Origin of the sequence: Micromonospora sp. WMMD734 (assembly GCF_049178975.1) — a bacterium.
Lineage (GTDB): Bacteria > Actinomycetota > Actinomycetes > Mycobacteriales > Micromonosporaceae > Micromonospora > Micromonospora wenchangensis.
Window position 1 is genome coordinate 1,994,856 of record NZ_JBMHMK010000001.1, and the last position, 18,945, is coordinate 2,013,800.

General features: G+C 75.0%; 17 protein-coding genes. 6 read left to right on the forward strand and 11 right to left on the reverse strand.

Annotated elements, in window-relative coordinates:
- Positions 1–11: 11 nt before the first annotated feature.
- From ACN267_RS08340 to pip, 3 genes are all read right to left on the reverse strand, one after another.
- Positions 12–1,586: an FMN-binding glutamate synthase family protein gene (locus ACN267_RS08340; RefSeq protein WP_204959726.1), complete on the reverse strand. Its 1,575-nt coding sequence runs from the start codon at positions 1,584–1,586 to the stop codon at positions 12–14.
- Positions 1,587–1,645: 59 nt separating this feature from the next.
- A complete protein-coding gene (locus ACN267_RS08345; protein WP_421488343.1) occupies positions 1,646–2,779 on the reverse strand; it encodes a peptidoglycan-binding protein in 1,134 nt (377 codons plus the stop codon).
- Between the two features lie 198 nt (positions 2,780–2,977).
- Positions 2,978–3,931: a prolyl aminopeptidase gene (pip, locus tag ACN267_RS08350; RefSeq protein WP_281897393.1), complete on the reverse strand. Its 954-nt coding sequence runs from the start codon at positions 3,929–3,931 to the stop codon at positions 2,978–2,980.
- A 47-nt stretch (positions 3,932–3,978) separates the two neighbouring features.
- Here pip and ACN267_RS08355 point away from each other — a divergent pair, with 47 nt between their 5' ends.
- From ACN267_RS08355 to ACN267_RS08370, 4 genes are all read left to right on the forward strand, one after another.
- Positions 3,979–4,509: a MarR family winged helix-turn-helix transcriptional regulator gene (locus tag ACN267_RS08355; protein ID WP_281897396.1), complete on the forward strand. Its 531-nt coding sequence runs from the start codon at positions 3,979–3,981 to the stop codon at positions 4,507–4,509.
- 139 nt (positions 4,510–4,648) lie between these two features.
- Positions 4,649–6,265 (forward strand): serine/threonine-protein kinase, encoded by a 1,617-nt coding sequence (locus ACN267_RS08360; protein WP_204959730.1) that lies wholly within the window; start codon positions 4,649–4,651, stop codon positions 6,263–6,265.
- A gap of 105 nt (positions 6,266–6,370) precedes the next feature.
- The gene (locus ACN267_RS08365) at positions 6,371–7,363 is read left to right on the forward strand and encodes a mechanosensitive ion channel family protein (protein ID WP_281897403.1); all 993 of its coding nucleotides are present in this window, start codon (positions 6,371–6,373) and stop codon (positions 7,361–7,363) included.
- 204 nt (positions 7,364–7,567) lie between these two features.
- Positions 7,568–8,803 (forward strand): MFS transporter, encoded by a 1,236-nt coding sequence (locus ACN267_RS08370; protein ID WP_421488344.1) that lies wholly within the window; start codon positions 7,568–7,570, stop codon positions 8,801–8,803.
- Positions 8,804–8,845: 42 nt separating this feature from the next.
- On the opposite strand, the gene ACN267_RS08375 is transcribed toward ACN267_RS08370, so the two are convergent.
- The 6 genes from ACN267_RS08375 to ACN267_RS08400 all read right to left on the reverse strand — a co-directional run bounded on the left by ACN267_RS08375 (position 8,846) and on the right by ACN267_RS08400 (position 13,959).
- The gene (locus tag ACN267_RS08375) at positions 8,846–9,241 is read right to left on the reverse strand and encodes a YchJ family protein (protein ID WP_421488345.1); all 396 of its coding nucleotides are present in this window, start codon (positions 9,239–9,241) and stop codon (positions 8,846–8,848) included.
- 63 nt (positions 9,242–9,304) lie between these two features.
- A complete protein-coding gene (locus ACN267_RS08380) occupies positions 9,305–9,955 on the reverse strand; it encodes a C39 family peptidase (RefSeq protein ID WP_421488346.1) in 651 nt (216 codons plus the stop codon).
- Between the two features lie 434 nt (positions 9,956–10,389).
- Positions 10,390–11,499, reverse strand: a complete 1,110-nt coding sequence (locus ACN267_RS08385; RefSeq protein ID WP_421488347.1) for a magnesium and cobalt transport protein CorA — start codon at positions 11,497–11,499, stop codon at positions 10,390–10,392.
- Positions 11,500–11,570: 71 nt separating this feature from the next.
- On the reverse strand, positions 11,571–12,203 hold the full coding sequence (locus tag ACN267_RS08390; protein WP_421488348.1) for a class F sortase: 633 nt from the start codon (positions 12,201–12,203) through the stop codon (positions 11,571–11,573).
- Between the two features lie 109 nt (positions 12,204–12,312).
- Positions 12,313–12,804 carry a hypothetical protein gene (locus tag ACN267_RS08395; protein WP_421488349.1) on the reverse strand — a complete coding sequence of 164 codons (492 nt, stop codon included), beginning with the start codon at positions 12,802–12,804 and terminating at the stop codon, positions 12,313–12,315.
- Positions 12,805–13,098: 294 nt separating this feature from the next.
- Complete coding sequence (locus ACN267_RS08400) at positions 13,099–13,959, reverse strand: class I SAM-dependent methyltransferase (RefSeq protein ID WP_421488350.1); 861 nt, start codon at positions 13,957–13,959, stop codon at positions 13,099–13,101.
- Between the two features lie 113 nt (positions 13,960–14,072).
- On the opposite strand from ACN267_RS08400, the gene ACN267_RS08405 reads away from it, so the two are divergent.
- Complete coding sequence (locus ACN267_RS08405; protein ID WP_204959739.1) at positions 14,073–15,338, forward strand: MFS transporter; 1,266 nt, start codon at positions 14,073–14,075, stop codon at positions 15,336–15,338.
- 28 nt (positions 15,339–15,366) lie between these two features.
- On the opposite strand, the gene ACN267_RS08410 is transcribed toward ACN267_RS08405, so the two are convergent.
- Positions 15,367–16,437, reverse strand: coding sequence for a Gfo/Idh/MocA family oxidoreductase (locus ACN267_RS08410; protein WP_421488351.1), 1,071 nt, complete (start codon positions 16,435–16,437; stop codon positions 15,367–15,369).
- Positions 16,438–16,510: 73 nt separating this feature from the next.
- On the reverse strand, positions 16,511–17,608 hold the full coding sequence (locus ACN267_RS08415; RefSeq protein ID WP_421488352.1) for a serpin family protein: 1,098 nt from the start codon (positions 17,606–17,608) through the stop codon (positions 16,511–16,513).
- A 145-nt stretch (positions 17,609–17,753) separates the two neighbouring features.
- On the opposite strand from ACN267_RS08415, the gene ACN267_RS08420 reads away from it, so the two are divergent.
- A complete protein-coding gene (locus ACN267_RS08420; RefSeq protein ID WP_421488353.1) occupies positions 17,754–18,932 on the forward strand; it encodes a lycopene cyclase family protein in 1,179 nt (392 codons plus the stop codon).
- Positions 18,933–18,945 lie beyond the last annotated feature (13 nt).

The following is an 18,945-nucleotide window of genomic DNA, read 5'->3' on the forward strand; positions in this document are numbered from 1 at the left end:
CTGAACCGGGGTCAGCGCCGGGCGGTGGCGGAGGGCGGGGCGCTGCCGCCCCGGGGCGCCTCGCCGGCCATCAGCCGGGTGATCTCCGCCCGGTCGGCCGCCGACGGCAACCCCCACTGCGGCTGGTAGCCGTAGACCTCCCGCAGCGGCCGGGCCGAGGTCCGGCCGTCGAGGATCTCGACCGCGTCGGTGTCGATCAGCCCCGGGTGCTCGACCCCGCACGCCTCGGCCACCTTGACCAGGTCCCGGCGCAGGGTGCCGATGTAGTTGGCCGCCCGTACCGACTTGCGCGCCGGGTCCAGGCCCCGGGCCAGCCAGGCGTTCTGGGTGGCCACGCCGGTGGGACAGGTGTCGGTGTGGCACTTCTGCGCCTGGATGCAGCCGATCGCCAGCATCGCCTCCCGGCCCACGTTGACCAGGTCGCAGCCGAGCGCGAACGCCACCACGGCATTGTCCGGCAGGCCCAGTTTGCCCGCGCCGACGAACACGGTCTGCTCGTGCAGCCCCCGCTCGGCGAAGGTGCGGTAGACCCGGGCGAAGCCCTGCTGGAACGGCAGCGACACCGAGTCGGTGAAGATCAGCGGTGCGGCGCCGGTGCCGCCCTCGCCGCCGTCGACGGTGACGAAGTCGACGCCCCGGCCGGTGTCGCGCATCAGCGTGGTCAGCTCCTCCCAGAACCCCAGGTCGCCGACGGCGGACTTGATGCCGACCGGCAGCCCGGTCTCGGCGGCCAGCAACTCCACCCAGTCCAGCAGGCTGTCGCAGTCGGAGAACTCGGCGTGCCGCGACGGGCTCACGCAGTCCTGCCCGGGGGTGATGCCCCGGGTGGCGGCGATCTCGGCGGACACCTTCGCCCCGGGCAGCAGCCCGCCCAGGCTGGGTTTCGCGCCCTGGCTGAGCTTGATCTCCAGGGCGCGCACCGGTGCCCCGGCGACCAGGTCGCGCAGCCGGGCGAGGTCGAACCGGCCCCGGGCGTCGCGGCAGCCGAAGTACGCCGTGCCGAGCTGGAAGACCAGCTCGCCGCCGTGGCGGTGGTACGGCGACAGCCCGCCCTCGCCGGTGTTCTGCAGGCAGCCGGCCAGCGCCGCCCCCTGGTTGAGGGCGGACACCGCGTTGCCGGACAGCGAGCCGAAGCTCATCCCGGAGATGTTGACCACCGACCCGGGACGGAACGCCTTCGCCCGTCCGCGTGGCCCACCGAGCACCTTGGCCGCCGGCAGCCGTACGTCGTGCCCGGCGGTCGGAACCGACGACGGTACGGTCCGGGCGAACGTGCGGTGTTTGATGATCGGGTAGCCGGGGCTGCGTTCGATGTCGTTGTCGGTGCCGAACCCGAAGTAGTTGTTCTCCTGCTTGGCCGAGGCGTAGATCCACCGCCGTTGGTCCCGGGTGAACGGCCGTTCCTCGTCGTTGCCGGCGACGATGTACTGGCGCAGCTCCGGCCCGATCGCCTCCAGCAGGTACCGGGCCCGCCCGACCAGCGGGAAGTTGCGCAGCAGCGCATGGTCACGTTGCAGGACGTCGCGGGCGGCGAGGCCGGCGACGGCGGCGGCGATCACGGGTGCGGTGCGGCGGGCCCACGTCATGCCGGCCACATTCTCCGCTGCCGCCGCCGCCCAAACGCCCCTGGCCGCGTGGCGGGTGGTCAGCGCCGCAGCGACTGCCGCACGATGCCGCCGACCAGCGCGCACCAGGTGTCGGTGGAGACCCGGCCGGTGCGGGGCAGGCCGTGCAGCGCCTGGAGGTCCTGCACGGCGCGGCGGGTGGCCCGGTCGTAGCTGCCGGTGACGGTGACCTCGGCGTAGCCCTTCCAGTTCAGGATGAACTGCACCGCCTGCACCGGCAGGCCGGTGGCGTCGCGGTCCAGTTCCGGCGCGAGGGTCTCCCAGGTGGGGGCGGTCAGGGTGGCGTCAACGTCGACCGGGATGCCGTTGCGGGCCTGCCAGTCGCCGACCGCGGCGACGGTGGCGGCGTCGAACGTGCCGCTCGGGGTGACCGGATAGCCCCGGTGGGCGAGCAGGTACTGGGCGACCTGGACGCCGGGGGCGTTGACGAAGCGCCACAGGTCGGGCCAGCGGCGGGCCGGCACGTCGGTCAGCCGGGTGCCGAGCCGGCGGAAGACCTCCCGGCGCACTGCCGGAAAGAGGCGGTAGAACTGCGCGCCGGGGCACTGGGTGACGCGGAAGTCCCAGTGGCCGAAGATGTCGTGGGCGTGCAGGCCGTACTGCCGGCAGATGGTGGTGCAGAGCCGGACCAGGGAGTCGAGCAGCGCCTGCGGCGGGGTGTCGGTGACGTAGGTGCCCTCGTTCTCGATGCCGATGGCCCGGCCGTTCTCGCCGGGGCAGTGCGCCGAGACCATCTGCCGGTCGCCGGCCCGCAGCCGTTCCAGGCTGCCGTGCCGTCCCTCCAGGACGTACCCGCCCCGGCTGATGGTGAAGTGCTGGCCGGTGTCGGACCAACCGTTGCCGTCCATGTGCAGGTCCTGGCAGTCGTGGGCCAGGGTGACCGCCTGCTCGCGGGAGTAGTCGGTGACGTTCGGGAAGGCCATGTGGTGCACGATGATCTTGTTGGTGGGGATGGTGCTGACCGACAGCGGGTCGGCCGGCGGGCGGGCGTCCCACCCGTCGCAGCCGATGATCCAGTCCAGGTCCGCGCCGGGGGCGGCGGCCCAGGCGGCGTCGGGCAGGGCCAGGTCGGACCCGACGACCGCGACGGTGGCCGCGCCGAGGCCGGCCCGCAGCAGCGTACGACGGTCGAGAGCGGGGCGTACGACGGACATGGCATCTCCTCGGCGGCCGGCGACGGCGCTGGCGCGGACGTGAAAACTAGCTCCAGCGATTTCGCGTGAGATGGAGGATATTGCCACCTCGGCGGTCGGCGCTAGAGGGCGTCATCGATCGATTCTGCCCATCGTGGCGGTGTGCCGGGCAGAACTGTCCGAATTTCCTGCCGTCGGGGGCGGTCCCGGGTCGGCCGCTCAGTCGGCGGCGGCGAAGCCGTCCAGGGCGGCCAGCAGGTGCCGCCGGGTCTGCGCCGTGCCGAAGTGCCCCGCCCCCTCGACCACGTGCAGGCGCGAATCCGGCCAGGCCCGGTGCAGCTCCCAGGCGGTGGCCAGCGGGCTGCCCAGGTCGACCCGGCCGTGGATCAGCACCCCCGGGATGCCGGCGAGCCGGTCGGCCCGCCGGATCAGCTCACCCTCGGCCAGCCAGGCCCCCTGTGAGAAGTAGTGCGCGCAGATCCGCACCATCGCGGTCCGCTCGGCCGACGGGCGGTCGCCGTACGGGTTGCCCACCCCCTCGGCGGAGACCACCGCGTCCTCCCAGGCACACCAGTCCAGCACGGCACGCTCGCGCACCGCCCGGTCCGGGTCCGCCAGCAGCCGGGCGTACGCGCCGACCACGTCGTCGTCCGGGCCGACGCCGCCGCCGGCGAGGAAGCGTTCCCACTCGCGCGGGAAGTACCGCCCGACGCCCCGGTAGAGCCAGTCGATCTCCGACCGGCGGGTGGTGGTGACCGCCGCGATCACGATCGCCGACACCCGTCGGGGGTGCCGCTGCGCGTACGCCAGCAGCAGCGTCGAGCCCCACGACCCGCCGTGGAGCAGCCACCTGTCGACGCCCAGGTGTGCACGCAGCCGCTCCATGTCGGCGACCAGGTGCGCGGTGGTGTTGTGCCGCAGGTCGGTGGCCGGGTCGGCGGCGTGCGGGGTGCTGCGCCCGCAGTTGCGCTGGTCGAACAGGACCACCCGGTAACGGGCCGGGTCGAAGTACCGCCGGGCCAACGGGCCGCAGCCCGAGCCCGGTCCACCGTGGACGACCAGCGCGGGCCGGCCGGCCGGGTTGCCGCAGACCTCCCAGTAGACCTTGTTGCCGTCGCCGACGTCGAGCATGCCCTGGTCGTACGGCTCGATCGGCGGGTAACGCTCGTCCATCGGTGGGCCTCCCCGGGCGATATACAACAGCACTGTTACATTACGGCATGCCCGACGACGCGTCCGACCCCGCACTGCTCGGCACCCGGCTGCGGCACCTGCTGGAACTGCTCGACGGCGACGTCGCCGCCTGCTACGCCGACCTCGGGCTGCCCGGCTTCCGGCCCCGCTACACCCCGGTGCTGATGGCGCTGGACCGCCTCGGCCCGGCGTCGATCCGTACCCTGGCCCAGGCGACCGGGGTGACCCACTCCGCGGCCAGCCAGACCGTCGCCCGGATGGCGGCCGACGGGCTGGTCACCCTCGCCCCCGGTGTCGATGCCCGGCACCGCGTCGTCACCCCCACCGACCGGGCCCGGGACCTGCTTCCTGTCCTGCATGCCGAGTACGCCGCCACCGCTGCCGCCGCCCGCCGGTTCGAGGCGGAACTGCCCTACCCGCTGAGCCGCCTCGTCGACGAGGCCCTGGCCGCGCTGCGGCGACGGTCGATGCGGCAACGCGTCGCCGACGTCGCCCCGCAGTTCGCCGGCCCGACCGGCCACGACCCGGGGTCACCGGCCGGCGACCCCGGCCGGTGACCGGAACCAATCTCCGGAGCCGGACGTCCGGCCGCGCGGAAACAACCGTTGCGCCGATGGACCGCAGCTCGACCCGGGTAAGAATGATCAGTGTGGCCCTGACCTGTGACCAGTCCCGGCGGACCGGAGAGGCCGGCGGGTGACCGGCGACTGGCGGTTGTCCGGCTACACCCCGGTACGGCAGCTCGGCACCGGCGCGTCCGGGCGGGTGCTGCTCGCCACCCACGACGCCACCGGCACCCCGGTCGCCATCCGCTACCTCACCCCGTCCCTCGGCGACGACCCCGCCTTCCGGCTGGCCTTCCGGGAACAGGCGCGGCTGCTGGTCGACGTCGACGACCCGCACGTCTGCCGGCTCTTCGAGTACGCCGAGTCGCACTCCGCCGCCGCGATCGTCGCCGAGCTGGTCAACGGGGTGACGCTGCGCCACCTGCTGCGCGCGCACGGCCCGGTCCCGCCGGAGGCCGCGCTCTGCGTCCTCAAGGGCTCGCTCGCCGGCCTCGCCGCCGCGCACGCCCGGGGCGTGGTGCACGGCGACCACCGGCCGGAGAACGTCCTGGTCACCCCGGACGGGCGGTGCAAGCTCACCGACCTCGCCATCGTCCTGCCCACCGCCATCGGCCGCCGGCTGGCCCCCGAACAGTGGACCGGGGCCCCGGCCGAGCCGGCCGGCGACATCTACGCCGCGACCGCCACGTTCGTCGAGTGCCTCACCGGGCGACCCCCCTACGACGGGCGGGACCAGGCCACCCTGCGCGCCCAGCACAGCGCCGCGCCGATCCCGGACGTCCCGACCCCGGCACCCGTGCACGACCTGCTGCGGCACGGGCTGGCCTGGTGCCCCGCCGACCGTACCCAGCCCGCCGAGATCTTCCTCGCCGAGCTGGAACACACCGCCGCCCGCTCGTACGGCGGGGAGTGGGAGGAGCGTGGCCGGCGTCAGCTCGCCCAGCGGGTCGCGCTGCTCGCCGCGTCCCTCCCGCTACCCGACGGGGGCCCCGGAGCCGGTGACCCGGTCGACGCCCCCGACGCGGGGCCGGACCCGACCCGGCGCGGCGGCCCGCGTAGCGTCCTGGTCGGGGTGGGCCTGACCGCCACCCTGCTGGTCGGTGTCGTCGCGCTGGGCGTCGCCGCCGGCCGGTCCGGTCCGCTCACCCTCGCCGACGGCACCGCCGGGCCGGGAGCGACCGCCGCCGCCACCCGCAGCCCCGCGCCGCTGGCCGCCGCGCCGGCGATCACCGTCGTGCCCGCCGAGCCGAGACCCACCCCCACCCCGGCGGCGAGCACCACCGGCGCGTCGCCCAGCACCGCCCCGACCCGGTCCGCCGCCGCGACCACCACCCGGGTACGCACCCCCAGCCCTGCGCCGCCGACGACGCCGAACGTCCCGCTCCTGCCGCCGGACGTGTCGCCGCCGACGGTGTCCACACCCGACGTCAGCCCGATCACCGTGGCGCCGCAGGGCTGCCCCGACGCGGTCACCGCGACCACGGTCACCGCGACGGTGGTCGACGACCGGGCCGCCGGCGACCTGCTGCGGGTGGTCTTCCGGTACACCCTCGACGGTGTCACCCGGACCGTCGGCATGGACCAGACCGCGCCTGACGTCTTCCAGGGCGCCCTCGGTGACCTGCCGACGCCCCCGGCGCTGACCCGGATCCCCGTCCAGGTCGTCGCCGTCGACGACGCCGGCAACGCCTCGGCGCCCACCGGCGCGGTGGTGGTGTCGCTGTTGCCCGCCTGCACGTCGAGCTGACCGGGACGGCCCCGCGCCGCGATGCCCGGCCGGACCGCCGGGTTTCCGTCGACCGGGTCGGGGGTAGCTTCGGGGGCCGACCGAGCTGACGGTGGAGGACCACGGATGACAGACAAGTTCAGCGATGCGGTGGGCGACGCCCTGCGGGCGGTGATGCTCTTCCTGCCCAAGGCGGTCGCCTTCGTGGCGATCCTGGTGGCCGGCTGGCTGATCGCCAAGGCCGTCCGCAGGATCGTCGACAAGGTGCTGGAGCGGGTGCACTTCGACCGGGCCGTCGAACGGGGCGGGATCAAGACGGCGCTGGCCCGTTCCCGCTACGACGCCAGCGACATCGTCGCCAAGCTCGCCTACTACGGGGTGCTGCTGGTGACGCTCCAACTCGCCTTCGGTATCTGGGGTCCCAACCCGATCTCCGACCTCATCGCCGGGGTGATCGCCTGGCTGCCCCGGGCGTTCGTCGCGATCGTCATCGTGGTCGTCGCCGCCGCGATCGCCAACGCGGTCAAGGACATCATCAGCAGCGCGCTCGGCGGGCTGTCCTACGGCCGGGTGCTGGCCAACATCGCCTCGGTGTTCATCCTCGGCCTGGGCGTGATCGCCGCACTCAACCAGATCGGCGTGGCCACCGCGGTCACCACGCCGGTGCTGGTCGCCGTGCTCGCCACCGTCGGCGGCATCCTCGTCGTCGGGGTCGGCGGTGGACTGATCCGCCCGATGCAGGCCCGCTGGGAGTCCTGGCTGACCCGTGCCGAGCAGGAGTCGCGCACCATCGCCAGCCACGCCCGCGCCTACCAGGCCGGCCGGCGTGACGTCGAGGCCCGGCTGGACCCGTACGCGGAGGCCGAACGCACCCAGCCGGTCCCCACCGCCACGCCCACCCCGCCCGCGCCGGTCCCCACCCCGCCCGCGCCGGTTTCCACCACGCCGCCTGCGGCGGTGGACGACGACGCCGAGCGTACCCAGGTGGTGACCCGCCCCGACGACGTCGAGGCGACCCAGGTCGTGCCACGCCAGGCCGGACCGGCCGACGGTCCCGCCACCGACAGCGAGGCCACCATGGTCATCCCGCCGGTGGACCCGGAGATCCCCCGCCGCTGACCGTGCCGCGCGACGGGGGCGGACGCCGGAGCAGGCTCCGCCCCCGTCGGCAGGCGGACCCCGCGCCGGGGCCGCGCCACCGGCCGCAGCCGGCTAGCATCGGGCGCATGACCTGGCGATGGTGATCCGGCACTGAGGGCCGAAACCGTGGACCGCCACGGACGCCGTACCTTCCGCGTCCGTCACGTCCCGGGAAAGGCCCTGATGAACCCCCTCTCCGTGCGGGTGCCCGACACCCGTGTCCGCAGGCTGTCCGCCACGCTCTACGGCTACCTGTTCCTCAGCGATCTCGTCCTGCTCTACCCGGTGTACGTCCTGCTGTTCAGCGACACCGGGCTCACCGTCGGGCAGATCTCCGCGCTCTTCGTGATCTGGTCGGTGACCGCGATCGTGCTGGAGGTCCCCTCCGGGGCCTGGGCCGACGCGGTCTCCCGACGTCTGCTGCTCTGCCTCGCGCCGCTGCTCACCGGGGGCTGCTTCGCCCTGTGGGTGCTGGCCGGGTCGTGGTGGGCGTTCGCGCTCGGTTTCGTCCTCTGGGGAGCCGGCGGCGCGCTCGGCTCCGGCGCCCTGGAGGCGTTGGTCTACACCGAACTCGACAGGCTCGGCGCGGCAGCCCGCTACGCCCGCACGATGGGTCGGGGCCGGACCGCCGGCATGCTCGGGGTGCTCGCCTCGCTGGGCCTGGCCGGCCCGGTCCTCACCGCCGGCGGGTACCGGGCCGTCGGTGCGGCGAGCGTGCTGTCCGCCGTCCTCGCCGCGGCCGTCGCCACCCGCTTCCCGCGACACCGACCCGCCCCGCCACCGTCCGCCGTGTCGTGCGACGAGGTCGGGCCGGGCTGGTGGGCGAGCCTGCGCGCCGGCCTCGTCGAGACCCGCGCCGATCGACGGGTACGGGCGGCCGTGCTACTCGTCCCGGTGGTGACGGCGGTCGGAGGCACCCTCGACGAGTACACCCCGCTGCTGGCCCGCGACACCGGCGTCGCGGCGTCCACGGTGCCGCTGCTGCTCCTGCCGGTCTGGATCGGGATGACCGTCGGCGGCCTGCTCGCCCCGGCGGCCCAACGCCTGACCGACCGCGGCTACGCGGCGCTGCTCGCGCTGGCCGCCGTCGCCCTGGCCGCCGGGGCCGCCGTCCGGCATCCGGGGGGCTTCCTGCTGCTCGGGGTGGCGTTCTGCGCGCTGCAACTCGCCACCGTGCTCGCCGACGCCCGCCTCCAGCACCGGATCACCGGTCCGGGACGGGCCACCGTCACCTCGGTCGCGGGCATGGGCACCGACCTGGCCATGGTCATGGTCTACGCCGGGTACGCGCTGGTCGCCGCGAGCGGCGGGCACCCGGTGGCGTTCGTCGCGGCGGCCGTGCCGTACCTGCTGGTGGCCGGGGGTTTGGCGGTGTCGGGCCGGGCCGGGGAGCGGCCGACGACGCCGGTGACGCGGTGAACCGCCCCCGGCCGGGAGCGGGCGCCGGCGGCGGTGCCGCGATCAGTCCGGTAGCGCGTCCAGGTAGACCCAGGTGCCGTCCTCGCGGACGAACCGGCTGTGCTCCGCCATCGTGCCCGGCTGCCCGGCCTCGCGGTAGTGGGCGCGGAACGTCACCGTGCCGGTGGTGTCCAGCAGGCCGCCGCGCGTGCTGTCGACGATCTCCAGTCGGGTCCACCGGGTGGCGAGGTTGAGGTGCAGCCGGCGTGGCCGGGTCGTGGAGTGCCAGCTGCGCAGCAGGTAGTCGGCATCACCGACGACGAAGGCGCTGAACCGGGAGCGCATCAACGCCTGCGCCGTGGGGGCCGTGCCCTCGCCGGCGTGCAGCGGCCCGCAGCACTCGTCGTACGGCAGGCCGGTGCCGCAGGGGCAGGGCCGTTGCGATGCGTGTTTCGCCACCCGCCCATCCTGCCGTAACCGTCGCACGGGCCGACCAGGGGTCGGCCCGTGCGGGTACGGCGGTCAGGAGGCGTAGCCGCGGCTGGCGATCCAGTCGCCGAGGTCGTCGATGTCGATGCGGTAGGAGGCGGTGTCCGGGTTGGCGGAGTCGGCGATGGTGACGGTCCGCCCGTCGTCGTGGTAGCCGGTGACGCTGATGTAGTGGCCGCCCTCGAAGGAGTGGGTGTTGCCGTCGGTGTCGGTGGCGGTGCCGGCGATGTTGGCGACCACGGCGCGGCCGTCGTCGACGGCGCGGACGATGTCGGCGCGCAGCCTGTCGGTCTGCTTGTCGTCGGCCTTGCTGCTGCGGATCTCGGTGCTGCGGTACGCGTCGCGGCCGGTCTCCCGGTTGAGCACCGGGGTGATGTCGTTGATGCTGTCGGTGCCGTCCTCGGTGGTGCCCATGTGCTTGGCCATGGTGTCCACGTCGATGTTCTTGCCCTGGACGCTCAGCGCGTTACGGGCGGCGGCCGGGCCGCAGTAGTAGAAGTTCGGCTGCGCCTCGTAGTCGACCTTCAGCTCGCGCTCGCCGGCCGGCCGGCGGTCGGCCTGGAGGGCGGCGGGACGGTCGGTCCCGGCGGCGTGGGCGGCGATCGCGGGGCCGGCGACGCCACCGGCGGTGGCGGCCAGGCCGGCGACGGTCAGGGCGGTCTTGCGCAGGATGTCGGTACGCATGGGGATGCTCCTCTGCGTCGGGGGTGCGGTGGACGCGCTCGGGGGAGAGCGCGTCGCGGAAGTCAGAAGGGAAGCGCGCGGCGGTCGGGGGGACCTGCTCGGGCGTCCGGGGGAGGTGTAACCAACCCGGTGGCGACCGCATTCCGTGGTCGGTGTTCCGGGGCCTGCTCCCACGGGGAGCGGCGGTGGTATGCCAGGTACAACGCCCCGGCCCTGGCGACGATTCCGCCGTGGGGGTGGCCCCGGCCACGCGACACCGGTCCCGGAGGCGACATGTCGGCGGCGACCGGGCGCCCGGCCGGCCCGCCCACCGGACACCGACGGCGACGTCGCCCCGTACCGGGCGGCGGGCCGCGCCGGCGGACGGTGGCGACCGGCGCGAACCCGACATTCCGCGCGCACGGTGAGTGCCCGGGACGAACCGGGACGGCGGGTCAGAGCCAGCCGGAGCGGCGGAACAGCCGGTGCAGGGTGAACGCCGCGGTCGCCATCAGCGCCAGCGCGGCCGGGTAGCCGTACCGCCAGGACAGTTCGGGCATCCGGGCGAAGTTCATCCCGTAGACCCCGGCGACCGCGGTCTGGGTGGCGGCGATCGCGGCCCACGCCGCGATCTTGCGCATGTCGTTGTTCTGGTCGACGGCGAGCTGGGCCAGCCGGGACTGCAGGAGCGAGTTGAGCAGCTCGTCGTAGGTGGTGATCCGGTCGACGGCCCGGGTGAGCCGGCCCTCCACGTCGACGTACCACCGGCGCAGCCCCGCCGGTAGGCCGCCGTCGGGCGCGGTGACCAGGGCACGTAGCGGCTCCTGGAGCGGCAGGACCGCCCGCTTGAACTCGACCAGCTCCCGTTTGAGCTGGTAGATCTGCTGGATGTCGACGGCGTGGTCGGGGGCGAAGACGCTCTCCTCGACGCGTTCCAGGTCCCGTTCGAGGTGGGCGGCGACCTCCAGGTAGAGGTCGACCATCCGGTCGGTCACCGCGTACGCCACCGCCCACGGGCCCTCGGCGAGCAGCGACGGGCGGCCCTCGATCTCGCGGCGGACCGGCGCGAGGGCGCCTGACGCGCCGTGCCGGACGGTGATCACGAACCGGTCGCCCAGCAGCACCATCACGTCGCCGGTGTCCACCACGTCGGAGGTCGCGGTCAGCTCACCCTGGGCGACGTAGGCGGCGGTGCGCAGCACCAGCAGGGTGACCGGGCCGTGCCGCTGCACGGTGGGGCGGTGCCCGTCGGCCAGCGCCTGCGCCACGGTCAGCTCGTCGAGGCCGAAGACCTGCCCGACGGCGGCGAGCACCGCCGCGCCCGGGTCGTGCAGGCCCAGCCAGACGAAGGCGTTGCGGCTGCGCCGGGAGCGGGCGTACGCGTCGGCGTAGTGCGGCCGGCCGGCCTCCCGGCGATCGTTGACGTAGACCGCGCAGTCGACCACGGCGTCCGGGTTGACCCGGCGGGCCGGGCGGCCGGGGGCGTCCCCGGGACGTCGGCGCAGCCGGCCGACCAGGGTGCCGAGCCGGGGCCCGAGCAGGGTCGTCAGGGCTCGCCGCTCCACCGGGTACCTCCGCCTCGCCGCCCGTCCGCCGGCCCACCGTAGTGGGTCGGCGCGACGCCGGGCGGGGCGGGTCAACCGACGGCGGTGGCCCGCACGACGACGTTGTCGGAGTAGTCGCGGGACCGTTCGTCGAACCGCCCGCCGCAGGTGACCAGGCGCAGCGTCGGTCCCGGTCCGCCCGGCCCGTAGACCAGCGCGGTGGGGAAGTTCCGCTTCGGGTACGCCCCGACGCCGTCGACCGCGAACCGGACCACCCGCCCGTCGGCGCGGGTGATCCGGACGGCGTCCCCGGGGCGCAGCCGTCCCAGGTCGAAGAAGACCGCCGGCCCGTCACGGGTGTCGACGTGCCCGACGACGACGGCGTTGCCCGCCTCGCCGGGGCTGGCCCCGGGCCGGTACCAGCCGGCGACGGTGGGCTGGTCCAGCGGCGGCACCTCCAGGGTGCCGTTCGGGTCGCCGGCCACCGGCACCAGGTCGGCGTGTACGCCGATGGCGGGGATGTCGATGTGCACCGGCGTGGAGCGGGGCAGGGCCGGGATCGGGGAGCGGCTGGTGTTGCCGCCGCTGACGTCGATGCTCGGCTGGGGTGGTCCGACCGGTCCGAGGGTCAGCCCGGCGGCGATCAGCGCGATCCCGGCGGTGCCGCTGAGGGTGACCGCGGTGACGGCGGCGCGGGTCCGGCCCGCCCATTCGCGTACGCCCATCGCCCGTCCTCCCCGACGTCCGATGTGGTCGGGTGCCCGTACCGGTTCGGTGCGGGCACCCGTCCCCAGGGATGGTGTGGCGCGTCGTCGACCGACGCCTGTGGTGTGGTCAGGCGACGGTGCCCGCCGCCGCCCGGCGTCGGCGGCGCAGCAGCACGGTGGCGCCGAGCGCGGCGGCCCCGGCGAGGGCGCCTCCGGCGGCCAGCAGACCGGTGTTGCCGGTGTCGCCGCCGGCCCCGGCGGGGGCCGCGCCGATCGGCGTGACGGTGAAGGTGGCGCTGCCGGCGGAGCTGCCGTCGCCGCAGGTGGCGGCCACGGTGTAGCTGCCGAGGGTGAACCCGGCGGTGAAGAGTTCGGCGCTCAGCCCACCGCCGGCCGCGGCGGTGGTGGAGCGGACGTTCTGGTCCCGGTCCGGGCCGGTGACGTGGAAGATCACGTCACCGGACTTCGGGTTACAGGTCGCTGCGGTGAGCACGACCGTCCCGCCGACCGGCGTGGTGGCCGGCGACACCGTGGTGTCCGCGAGTGCGGCGGTCGGGAGCAGGAGCGTGCCGAGGCCCACGCCGAGCGCCGTGGATACGAGGATCTTCTGTGCCTTCATACGCGTCTTCCCTCACTTTTCGTCCGCTGTCTGCGTGGGACGTCGTTCGGGTGGCCAACTCCGCAACTAGCACCGGTGTGCCCAACACTAGGAGGGATGGGCCCTCCTACCGGGGTAAATGAGAAATCTTCGTTGCCGTCACGTGTTTTCCCGTCCGCCGGAGAGCGGCGGAATTGCCGGGACACCGCGGACAGCCGTGCCCACCCCACAACCCAGCCTCCTAGGATGCCTTAGGCGTGGTGACCCGCATGCCACGCGCACAGGTCGACGAACCCGCCGACCTGTGCGCAGGGGTCAGCGGCGGCGGGCCTGGAGGGTGTAGGTCTGGGGGAGCCGCCACGGGCGTTCGGTCAGCCGCCACTCGCCGTGCTCGTCGCGGGTCTGCCGCCCCGGCAGCGCGTCCCAGGGCGCGCTGTCGTGCTCGTGCAGCATGGTCAGCTCCAACCCGGCGTCGAGCAGGGCGGTGACCACCTCGCCGAGCCCGTGGTTCCACTCATGGGTGGTGTTGTGGGTGAAGGTGGCCTCGGTGCTCACGTAGGTGCCGCCCTCGTCCCACACCAACGGTTCGGCACGCTCGAAGTACGGGTGCTCGACCGCCAGCACGCCGTCCGGGCGGGTCTCGTCCAGGGCCCACAGCATCGGGTGCCCCTCGCGCAGGAACAGCCGCCCGCCCGGACGCAGCAGGGCGGCGACCACGCCCGCCCAGCGGCGGATGTCCGGCAGCCAGCACAACGCGCCGACCCCGGTGTAGACCAGGTCGAAACCGCCGACGCCGAGCACGTCGGGCGCGTCGTACACGTCGGCCTGGACGAAGTCGACGGCCGCGCCGGTGCGCCCGGCCAGCGACCGGGCCTCAGCCAGGGACGCGCCGGAGAAGTCCAGGCCGGTCATCCGCGCGCCGAGCCGGTGCAGCGACACGGTGTCGGTGCCGATGTGGCACTGCAGGTGCACACCGCGCAGCCCGGCCACCTCACCGAGGCGGGGCAGGTCGAACCGGACCACCTCGCTGAGGTGGGTCGGGTCGGCGGCGAACCGCTCCACGGCGTAGTCCGGGGAGGCGGCGTGGGCGGCGGCCCGGTCGTCCCAGCTGGCCCGGTTGAGGGTGCGGTAGTCGGTGCCGGGCGTCTGCCGGCCCGGCTCGTCGTCGTCGGTCACCGGCTGACGGTGGCAGATGCGGCAGGTCGGCTCAACGGCAATTCGGGGGCCGGTCTCGTCCGGGCCCGGTGGACGGCGGTGGGTGTCAGCGCTGCCTGGTAGGTTGCCGGCCCGTGACGGGGGAGGGACTGGACGCCCGGTTCGGCAGGCTCTGGGCGGCGACCACGCTGTCGGCGCTGGGCAGCGGTATGGCCACGGTGGCGGCCCCGCTGTACGCGGCGGCCCGCAGTGACGATCCGCTGGTGGTCGCCGCCGCTGCGGGCGCGGCCTGGCTGCCCTGGCTGCTGTTCGCCCTGCCCGGCGGGGTCCTGGCCGACCGGCTGGACCGGCGGCGGTTGATGGTCGTCATCGACTGGGTGCGGGTGGTCGCCCTGCTGGCGCTGGGCGTGGCGATGCTGGCCGGACGGGCCGGGATTCCACTGCTGTACGCCGTGCTGTTCGTGGCGAACACCGGTGAGATCGTGTTCCGGTCGGCCAGCCAGGCGATGCTGCCGACGATCGTACCCACGGCCCGGCTGGAACGGGCCAACGGCTGGCTCGGCGGCGGCACCACGGTGGCCCAGAGAATGCTGGCGGGCCCGCTCGGCGGGTTCCTGTTCGTCCTCGCCGAGAGCCTCCCGTTCCTCGCCAACGCCGGCACGTACGCGCTCAGCGCGGTGCTCATCGCCCTGATCGGCGGGTCGTTCCGGGGCGGCGGGGACGCCGTCCCGACGGGGACCCGGTCGGTGCGGGCGGAGATCGGCGCGGGCTTCCGGTTCCTGATCGGCCAGCGGCTGCTGCGGGTGATGGCCGTGCTGATCGGCCTGCTCAACCTCACCCTGACGGCCGCGATGGCGGTCCTGGTGCTGGTGGCGACCGAACGTCTCGGCCTGGACTCCGTCGGCTACGGGCTGCTGTTCACCAGCCTGTCGGCCGGCGGGCTGCTCGGCGCGGTGGTCGGTGACCGGCTCATCGCCCGGGTCGGTGCGACCTGGACGGTACGGGTCGGGTTGCTGGTCGAGGCGGGGCTGCACCTGGCGTTGGCCGCCTCGACCAGTGCCTGGCTCGTCGGGTCCGCGCTGTTCGCGTTCGGGGTGCACGGGGCGCTGTGGGGGATCGTGTTCCACTCGCTGCGGCAGCGGCTGACCCCGTCCGAGCTGCGTGGCCGGGTCGGTGCGACGACGCTGTTCGTCGCGGCCGGCGGCAACTGCGCGGGCGCGCTGCTCGGCGGGGTGGTGGCCGGCAGGTTCGGGCTGACCGCGCCCTACTGGACGGGGTTCGTGGTGGCCCTCGTCGTCGCGGTGGCGACCTGGCGGGTGTTCGACCGTGCCGCCGTGGCCGCCGCCTACGCCGGTACGCCGTCCCGGTCGGCCGCCGCACCCGGTGCGGTCACCGGGTGAGTCGGGCGGGGAGCCCATCCGCAGGCCGTCAGGCGGGGACGGGCAGCACGGTCCGCTCGGCGGCGCTGCGGTGCGCCAGCTCGATCAGTTCCACCGTGCGTACCGCGTCCCGGGGGTCTACCGGCAGTGGTCCGTCGCCGCGTAACGCCGTCGCGACCTGGGCGTAGAAGTCCTGGTAGCGGCCCGGTTCGGTGGGTGTCGGGCGGAGGTCGTCGCCCGCACCGAGCAGGCCGTACCGGTCGGGGGTGACCTCGCCCCAGCCGGGTGCGTCGGGCCGGCCGCCGTGGCGCAGCGCGTCCTCCTGCCCGTCGAGGCCGTGGCAGGTGTATCCGGCTCGGTCGCCGAGTACCCGCAGCCGGGGGCCGGGTTGGGCGGTGACCGCGCTCATCCACAGGTGGGAGCGGACTCCGCCGACGTGGGTGAGCGCCACGAACGCGTCGTCGTCGACCTGCGCGCCGGGGCGACGCCGGTCCACCTCGGCGTAGACGGTGTCGACCGGGCCGAACAACTGCACGGCCTGGTCGACGAGGTGCGCGCCGAGGTCGTAGAGGACCCCACCGGCGTCGGCGGGGCTACCGCCCTCCCGCCAGCCGGCCCGGATCTGCGGTCGCCAGCGTTCGAACCGGGACTCGAACCGGGTCACCCGACCGAGCGCGCCGCCCTCGACCAGCCGCCGTACGGTGCGGAAGTCGCCGTCCCACCGGCGGTTCTGGAACACGGTCAGCGGCACGCCCCGGCGGTCGGCCTCGTCGACCAGGGCGCGGGCGTCGGCGGCGGTGGCGGCGAGCGGCTTGTCCACCACGACGGGCAGCCCGGCGGCGAGCGCCGCCCGGGTGTGGGTGACGTGGGAGCTGTTCGGGGTGGCCACTACCACCAGGTCGAGGGTGTCCGGGTCGGCCCACAACGCCCCGGCGTCGTCGACGACCCGGGCGTCGGGGTGCTCGTCGGCGACCTGCTGCCGGCGCTGCGGGTCGGCGGTGACGACGGCGGCCAGCCGCAGCCCGCCGGTGGCGGCGATCAGCGGGGCGTGGAACACCCGGCCGGCGACGCCGTAGCCGAGCAGCCCGACCCGCAGGGGGTGCCGCGTGCCGTCCGTCATGTTGGTTCCCCGATCGTCGCCGCCGGTCGTCCGGTCCCACCGAACCTACGCGCCGGTGGGTGCGGGGCCGGTGTCAGGCCGGCGTCGGGTCGGTCACCCAGCCGGCGACCAGCACCAGGCCGGTGGGGCGGTGCACGGCGAGGAAGCCGAACGGCCGGTCGACGTCGAGGCGTACCCGTCGCCGTCGGACGGTGGCGCGGGGGGCCGCGCCGCCGGCCCGCATGGCCAGGGCGGTGACGGCGGCGGCCCGTAGGCCGGTGGCGGTGAACTCGGCGTGGGTGCTCTGCCGGGCGGCGGAGACCGACAGTCGGGGGCTGATGTCGGGGAAGTGGTCGCCGTCGCGGGCGGCGGTGGCGAGGCCGAACAGGTCGGCGTGGTCGAGCAGGTCGTGTTCGCCGGTCACGGTGAATCCGACGGTACGTACCAGCAGCTCCGGCCGGTCGTCGTACCCGTCGACGGTGTCCTCGGTGACGCCGGGTCCGGCCGGTGCGGGCAGGGTCGCCGGGTGGTCGAGCGCCCCGATCGCGGCGGGGAGGACCCGGGCGGCGGGTTGCCCGTCCGGGCCGAGGGCGAGCAGCACGTCGACGTCGGCATCCCCGGGGACGGTGAGCAGGCTGACCGGGCCGGCGGCGGTGTCGGCGACCCGCAGTGTGGCCGGGTCGCCGCCGCCCCGGTGCAGTCCGGCCAGGGTGCGGCCCTGCCACGGGCCGGTCGTCGGCCGGTAGGGGGCGGGGTGGAACGGGGTGGCCCAGTCGACGAGCACGCTCAGCGCGGTGGCCAGCACCAGCGCGGTGCCGGGCCCCACCGGGACGGGCATCCGGGTGATCAGGCCGTCGGTGTGGTCGTGTGCCCACCGGTCGAGTCGCGGCTGGTCGACGCTCGGGTCGCCGGTCAGCTCGCCCCGGGTCGCGGCGTCCATCTCGGTCAGCCAGCGGCGGCCCAGGGGCAGCCCGGCGCGGGACCAGAAGCCGGCCGCGAGGCGGGTGGTGGGGGAGTCGACCGGGGTGACCGGGGTGGGGGCGACGGCGTGCAGTTCGTCGCGGGCCGGGCTGGTGGCGAACCGGGCGAGCTGGGCGAGCAGCGGGTACACCCCGAAGCCGGACAGGACGGTCTGGCGGTCGTCCAGTCGGGACGCCCAGCGGGCGGTGAGGGTGTTGGCGGACGGGGTCATGGGGCGGGACGCTACCCGGCCGCCGCTCCGGCGCCACGGTGCACGGTCGGCGGCACGGTGGGGCGGTCGCGGGCCGGGATGCGGGTGGCGCGTGGTGGGTGGGGTCCGTGCCTGCGGCCCGGCCGGGGTGTGACAGCGTGACCTGGTGGGTGTGCGGGAGGTCGACCTGGCCGTCGTCGGTGGTGGCGGGGCCGGTTCGCTGGTGCTCGCCGCGTTGGCCCGGCACGAGCTGCCGGGGCTGCGGGTCGCCGTGGTGGACCCGGTACGCAAGCGCGGCCAGGACCGCACCTGGGCGTTCTGGGGCATCCCCGGCGGTGATCTGGAGCCGATGCTCAGCGCCAGCTGGTCGCGGGTGGAGGTGACCACCGCGGCGGCGGCCCGGGTGCTGGAGCTGACCCCGCTGCGGTACGCGATGCTGCGGTCCGCGCCGCTCTACGAGCGGGCTGCCGAGGCGGAACGGCGGCTCGGCGCGACCCGCCACGACGTGGCGGTGGGGGCGCTCGACGACGACGGCACGGCGGTGACGGTGCGCGACACCGACGGGCGGGCGGTGCTGCGGGCCGGTTGGGTGCTCGACTCGCGTCCGCGTCCGCCCCGCCGGCCCGGCCGGACGGCCTGGTTGCAGCACTTCCGGGGCTGGTGGTTGGAGTCGTCGACGCCGGTGTTCGATCCGGGGCGGGCGGTGCTGATGGACTTCCGCACCCCGCAGCCGGCCCGGGGGGTGTCGTTCGGTTACGTGCTGCCGGTCAGTGACCGGTACGCCCTCGTCGAGTACACCGAGTTCTCCCCGGCGGTGCTCACCGACGCCGGCTACGACGCGGGCCTGCGCGGCTATGCCGGCCTGCTCGGGCTGGACCTGGCGGCGCTGACGGTGCGGGAGGTGGAGGACGGGGTGATCCCGATGACCGACGCGCCGTTCGACGGCCGCCCGTCACCCCGGGTGGTGCGCCTGGGCACCGCCGGTGGGGCGACCCGCCCGTCGACCGGGTTCACCTTCTCGGCGATGCACCGGCAGGCGGGGCAGGTCGCCGCGGCACTCGCCGCCGGCCGTGCGCCGGTGCCCCGGCCGGCGTACCCGGGGCGGCACCGGTGGATGGACGCGGTGGCGTTGCGGGCGTGGGACTCCGGGGCGGTGGGCGGGCCGGAGTTCTTCGACCGGCTCTTCGACCGGAACCCGGCGTCGCGGGTGCTGCGGTTCCTCGACGGGGCGACGAGCCCGGCGGAGGACGTGGCCCTGATGCGGTCGAGTCCGCTGCTGCCGATGACCTCGGCGGTGGTCGGTGACGCGGTGGGCCGGCTGCGCGCCCGGCTGAGCCGGCGCTGAGCCGGGGCGGCGG

Coding starts and splice junctions, on each gene's coding strand:
- ACN267_RS08340 (WP_204959726.1), bottom strand. CDS start 1,586: ATGACGTGGGCCCGCCGCACCGCACCCGTGATCGCCGCCGCCGTCGCC.
- ACN267_RS08345 (WP_421488343.1), bottom strand. CDS start 2,779: ATGTCCGTCGTACGCCCCGCTCTCGACCGTCGTACGCTGCTGCGGGCC.
- pip (WP_281897393.1), bottom strand. CDS start 3,931: ATGGACGAGCGTTACCCGCCGATCGAGCCGTACGACCAGGGCATGCTC.
- ACN267_RS08355 (WP_281897396.1), top strand. CDS start 3,979: ATGCCCGACGACGCGTCCGACCCCGCACTGCTCGGCACCCGGCTGCGG.
- ACN267_RS08365 (WP_281897403.1), top strand. CDS start 6,371: ATGACAGACAAGTTCAGCGATGCGGTGGGCGACGCCCTGCGGGCGGTG.
- ACN267_RS08370 (WP_421488344.1), top strand. CDS start 7,568: ATGAACCCCCTCTCCGTGCGGGTGCCCGACACCCGTGTCCGCAGGCTG.
- ACN267_RS08380 (WP_421488346.1), bottom strand. CDS start 9,955: ATGCGTACCGACATCCTGCGCAAGACCGCCCTGACCGTCGCCGGCCTG.
- ACN267_RS08390 (WP_421488348.1), bottom strand. CDS start 12,203: ATGGGCGTACGCGAATGGGCGGGCCGGACCCGCGCCGCCGTCACCGCG.
- ACN267_RS08395 (WP_421488349.1), bottom strand. CDS start 12,804: ATGAAGGCACAGAAGATCCTCGTATCCACGGCGCTCGGCGTGGGCCTC.
- ACN267_RS08410 (WP_421488351.1), bottom strand. CDS start 16,437: ATGACGGACGGCACGCGGCACCCCCTGCGGGTCGGGCTGCTCGGCTAC.
- ACN267_RS08415 (WP_421488352.1), bottom strand. CDS start 17,608: ATGACCCCGTCCGCCAACACCCTCACCGCCCGCTGGGCGTCCCGACTG.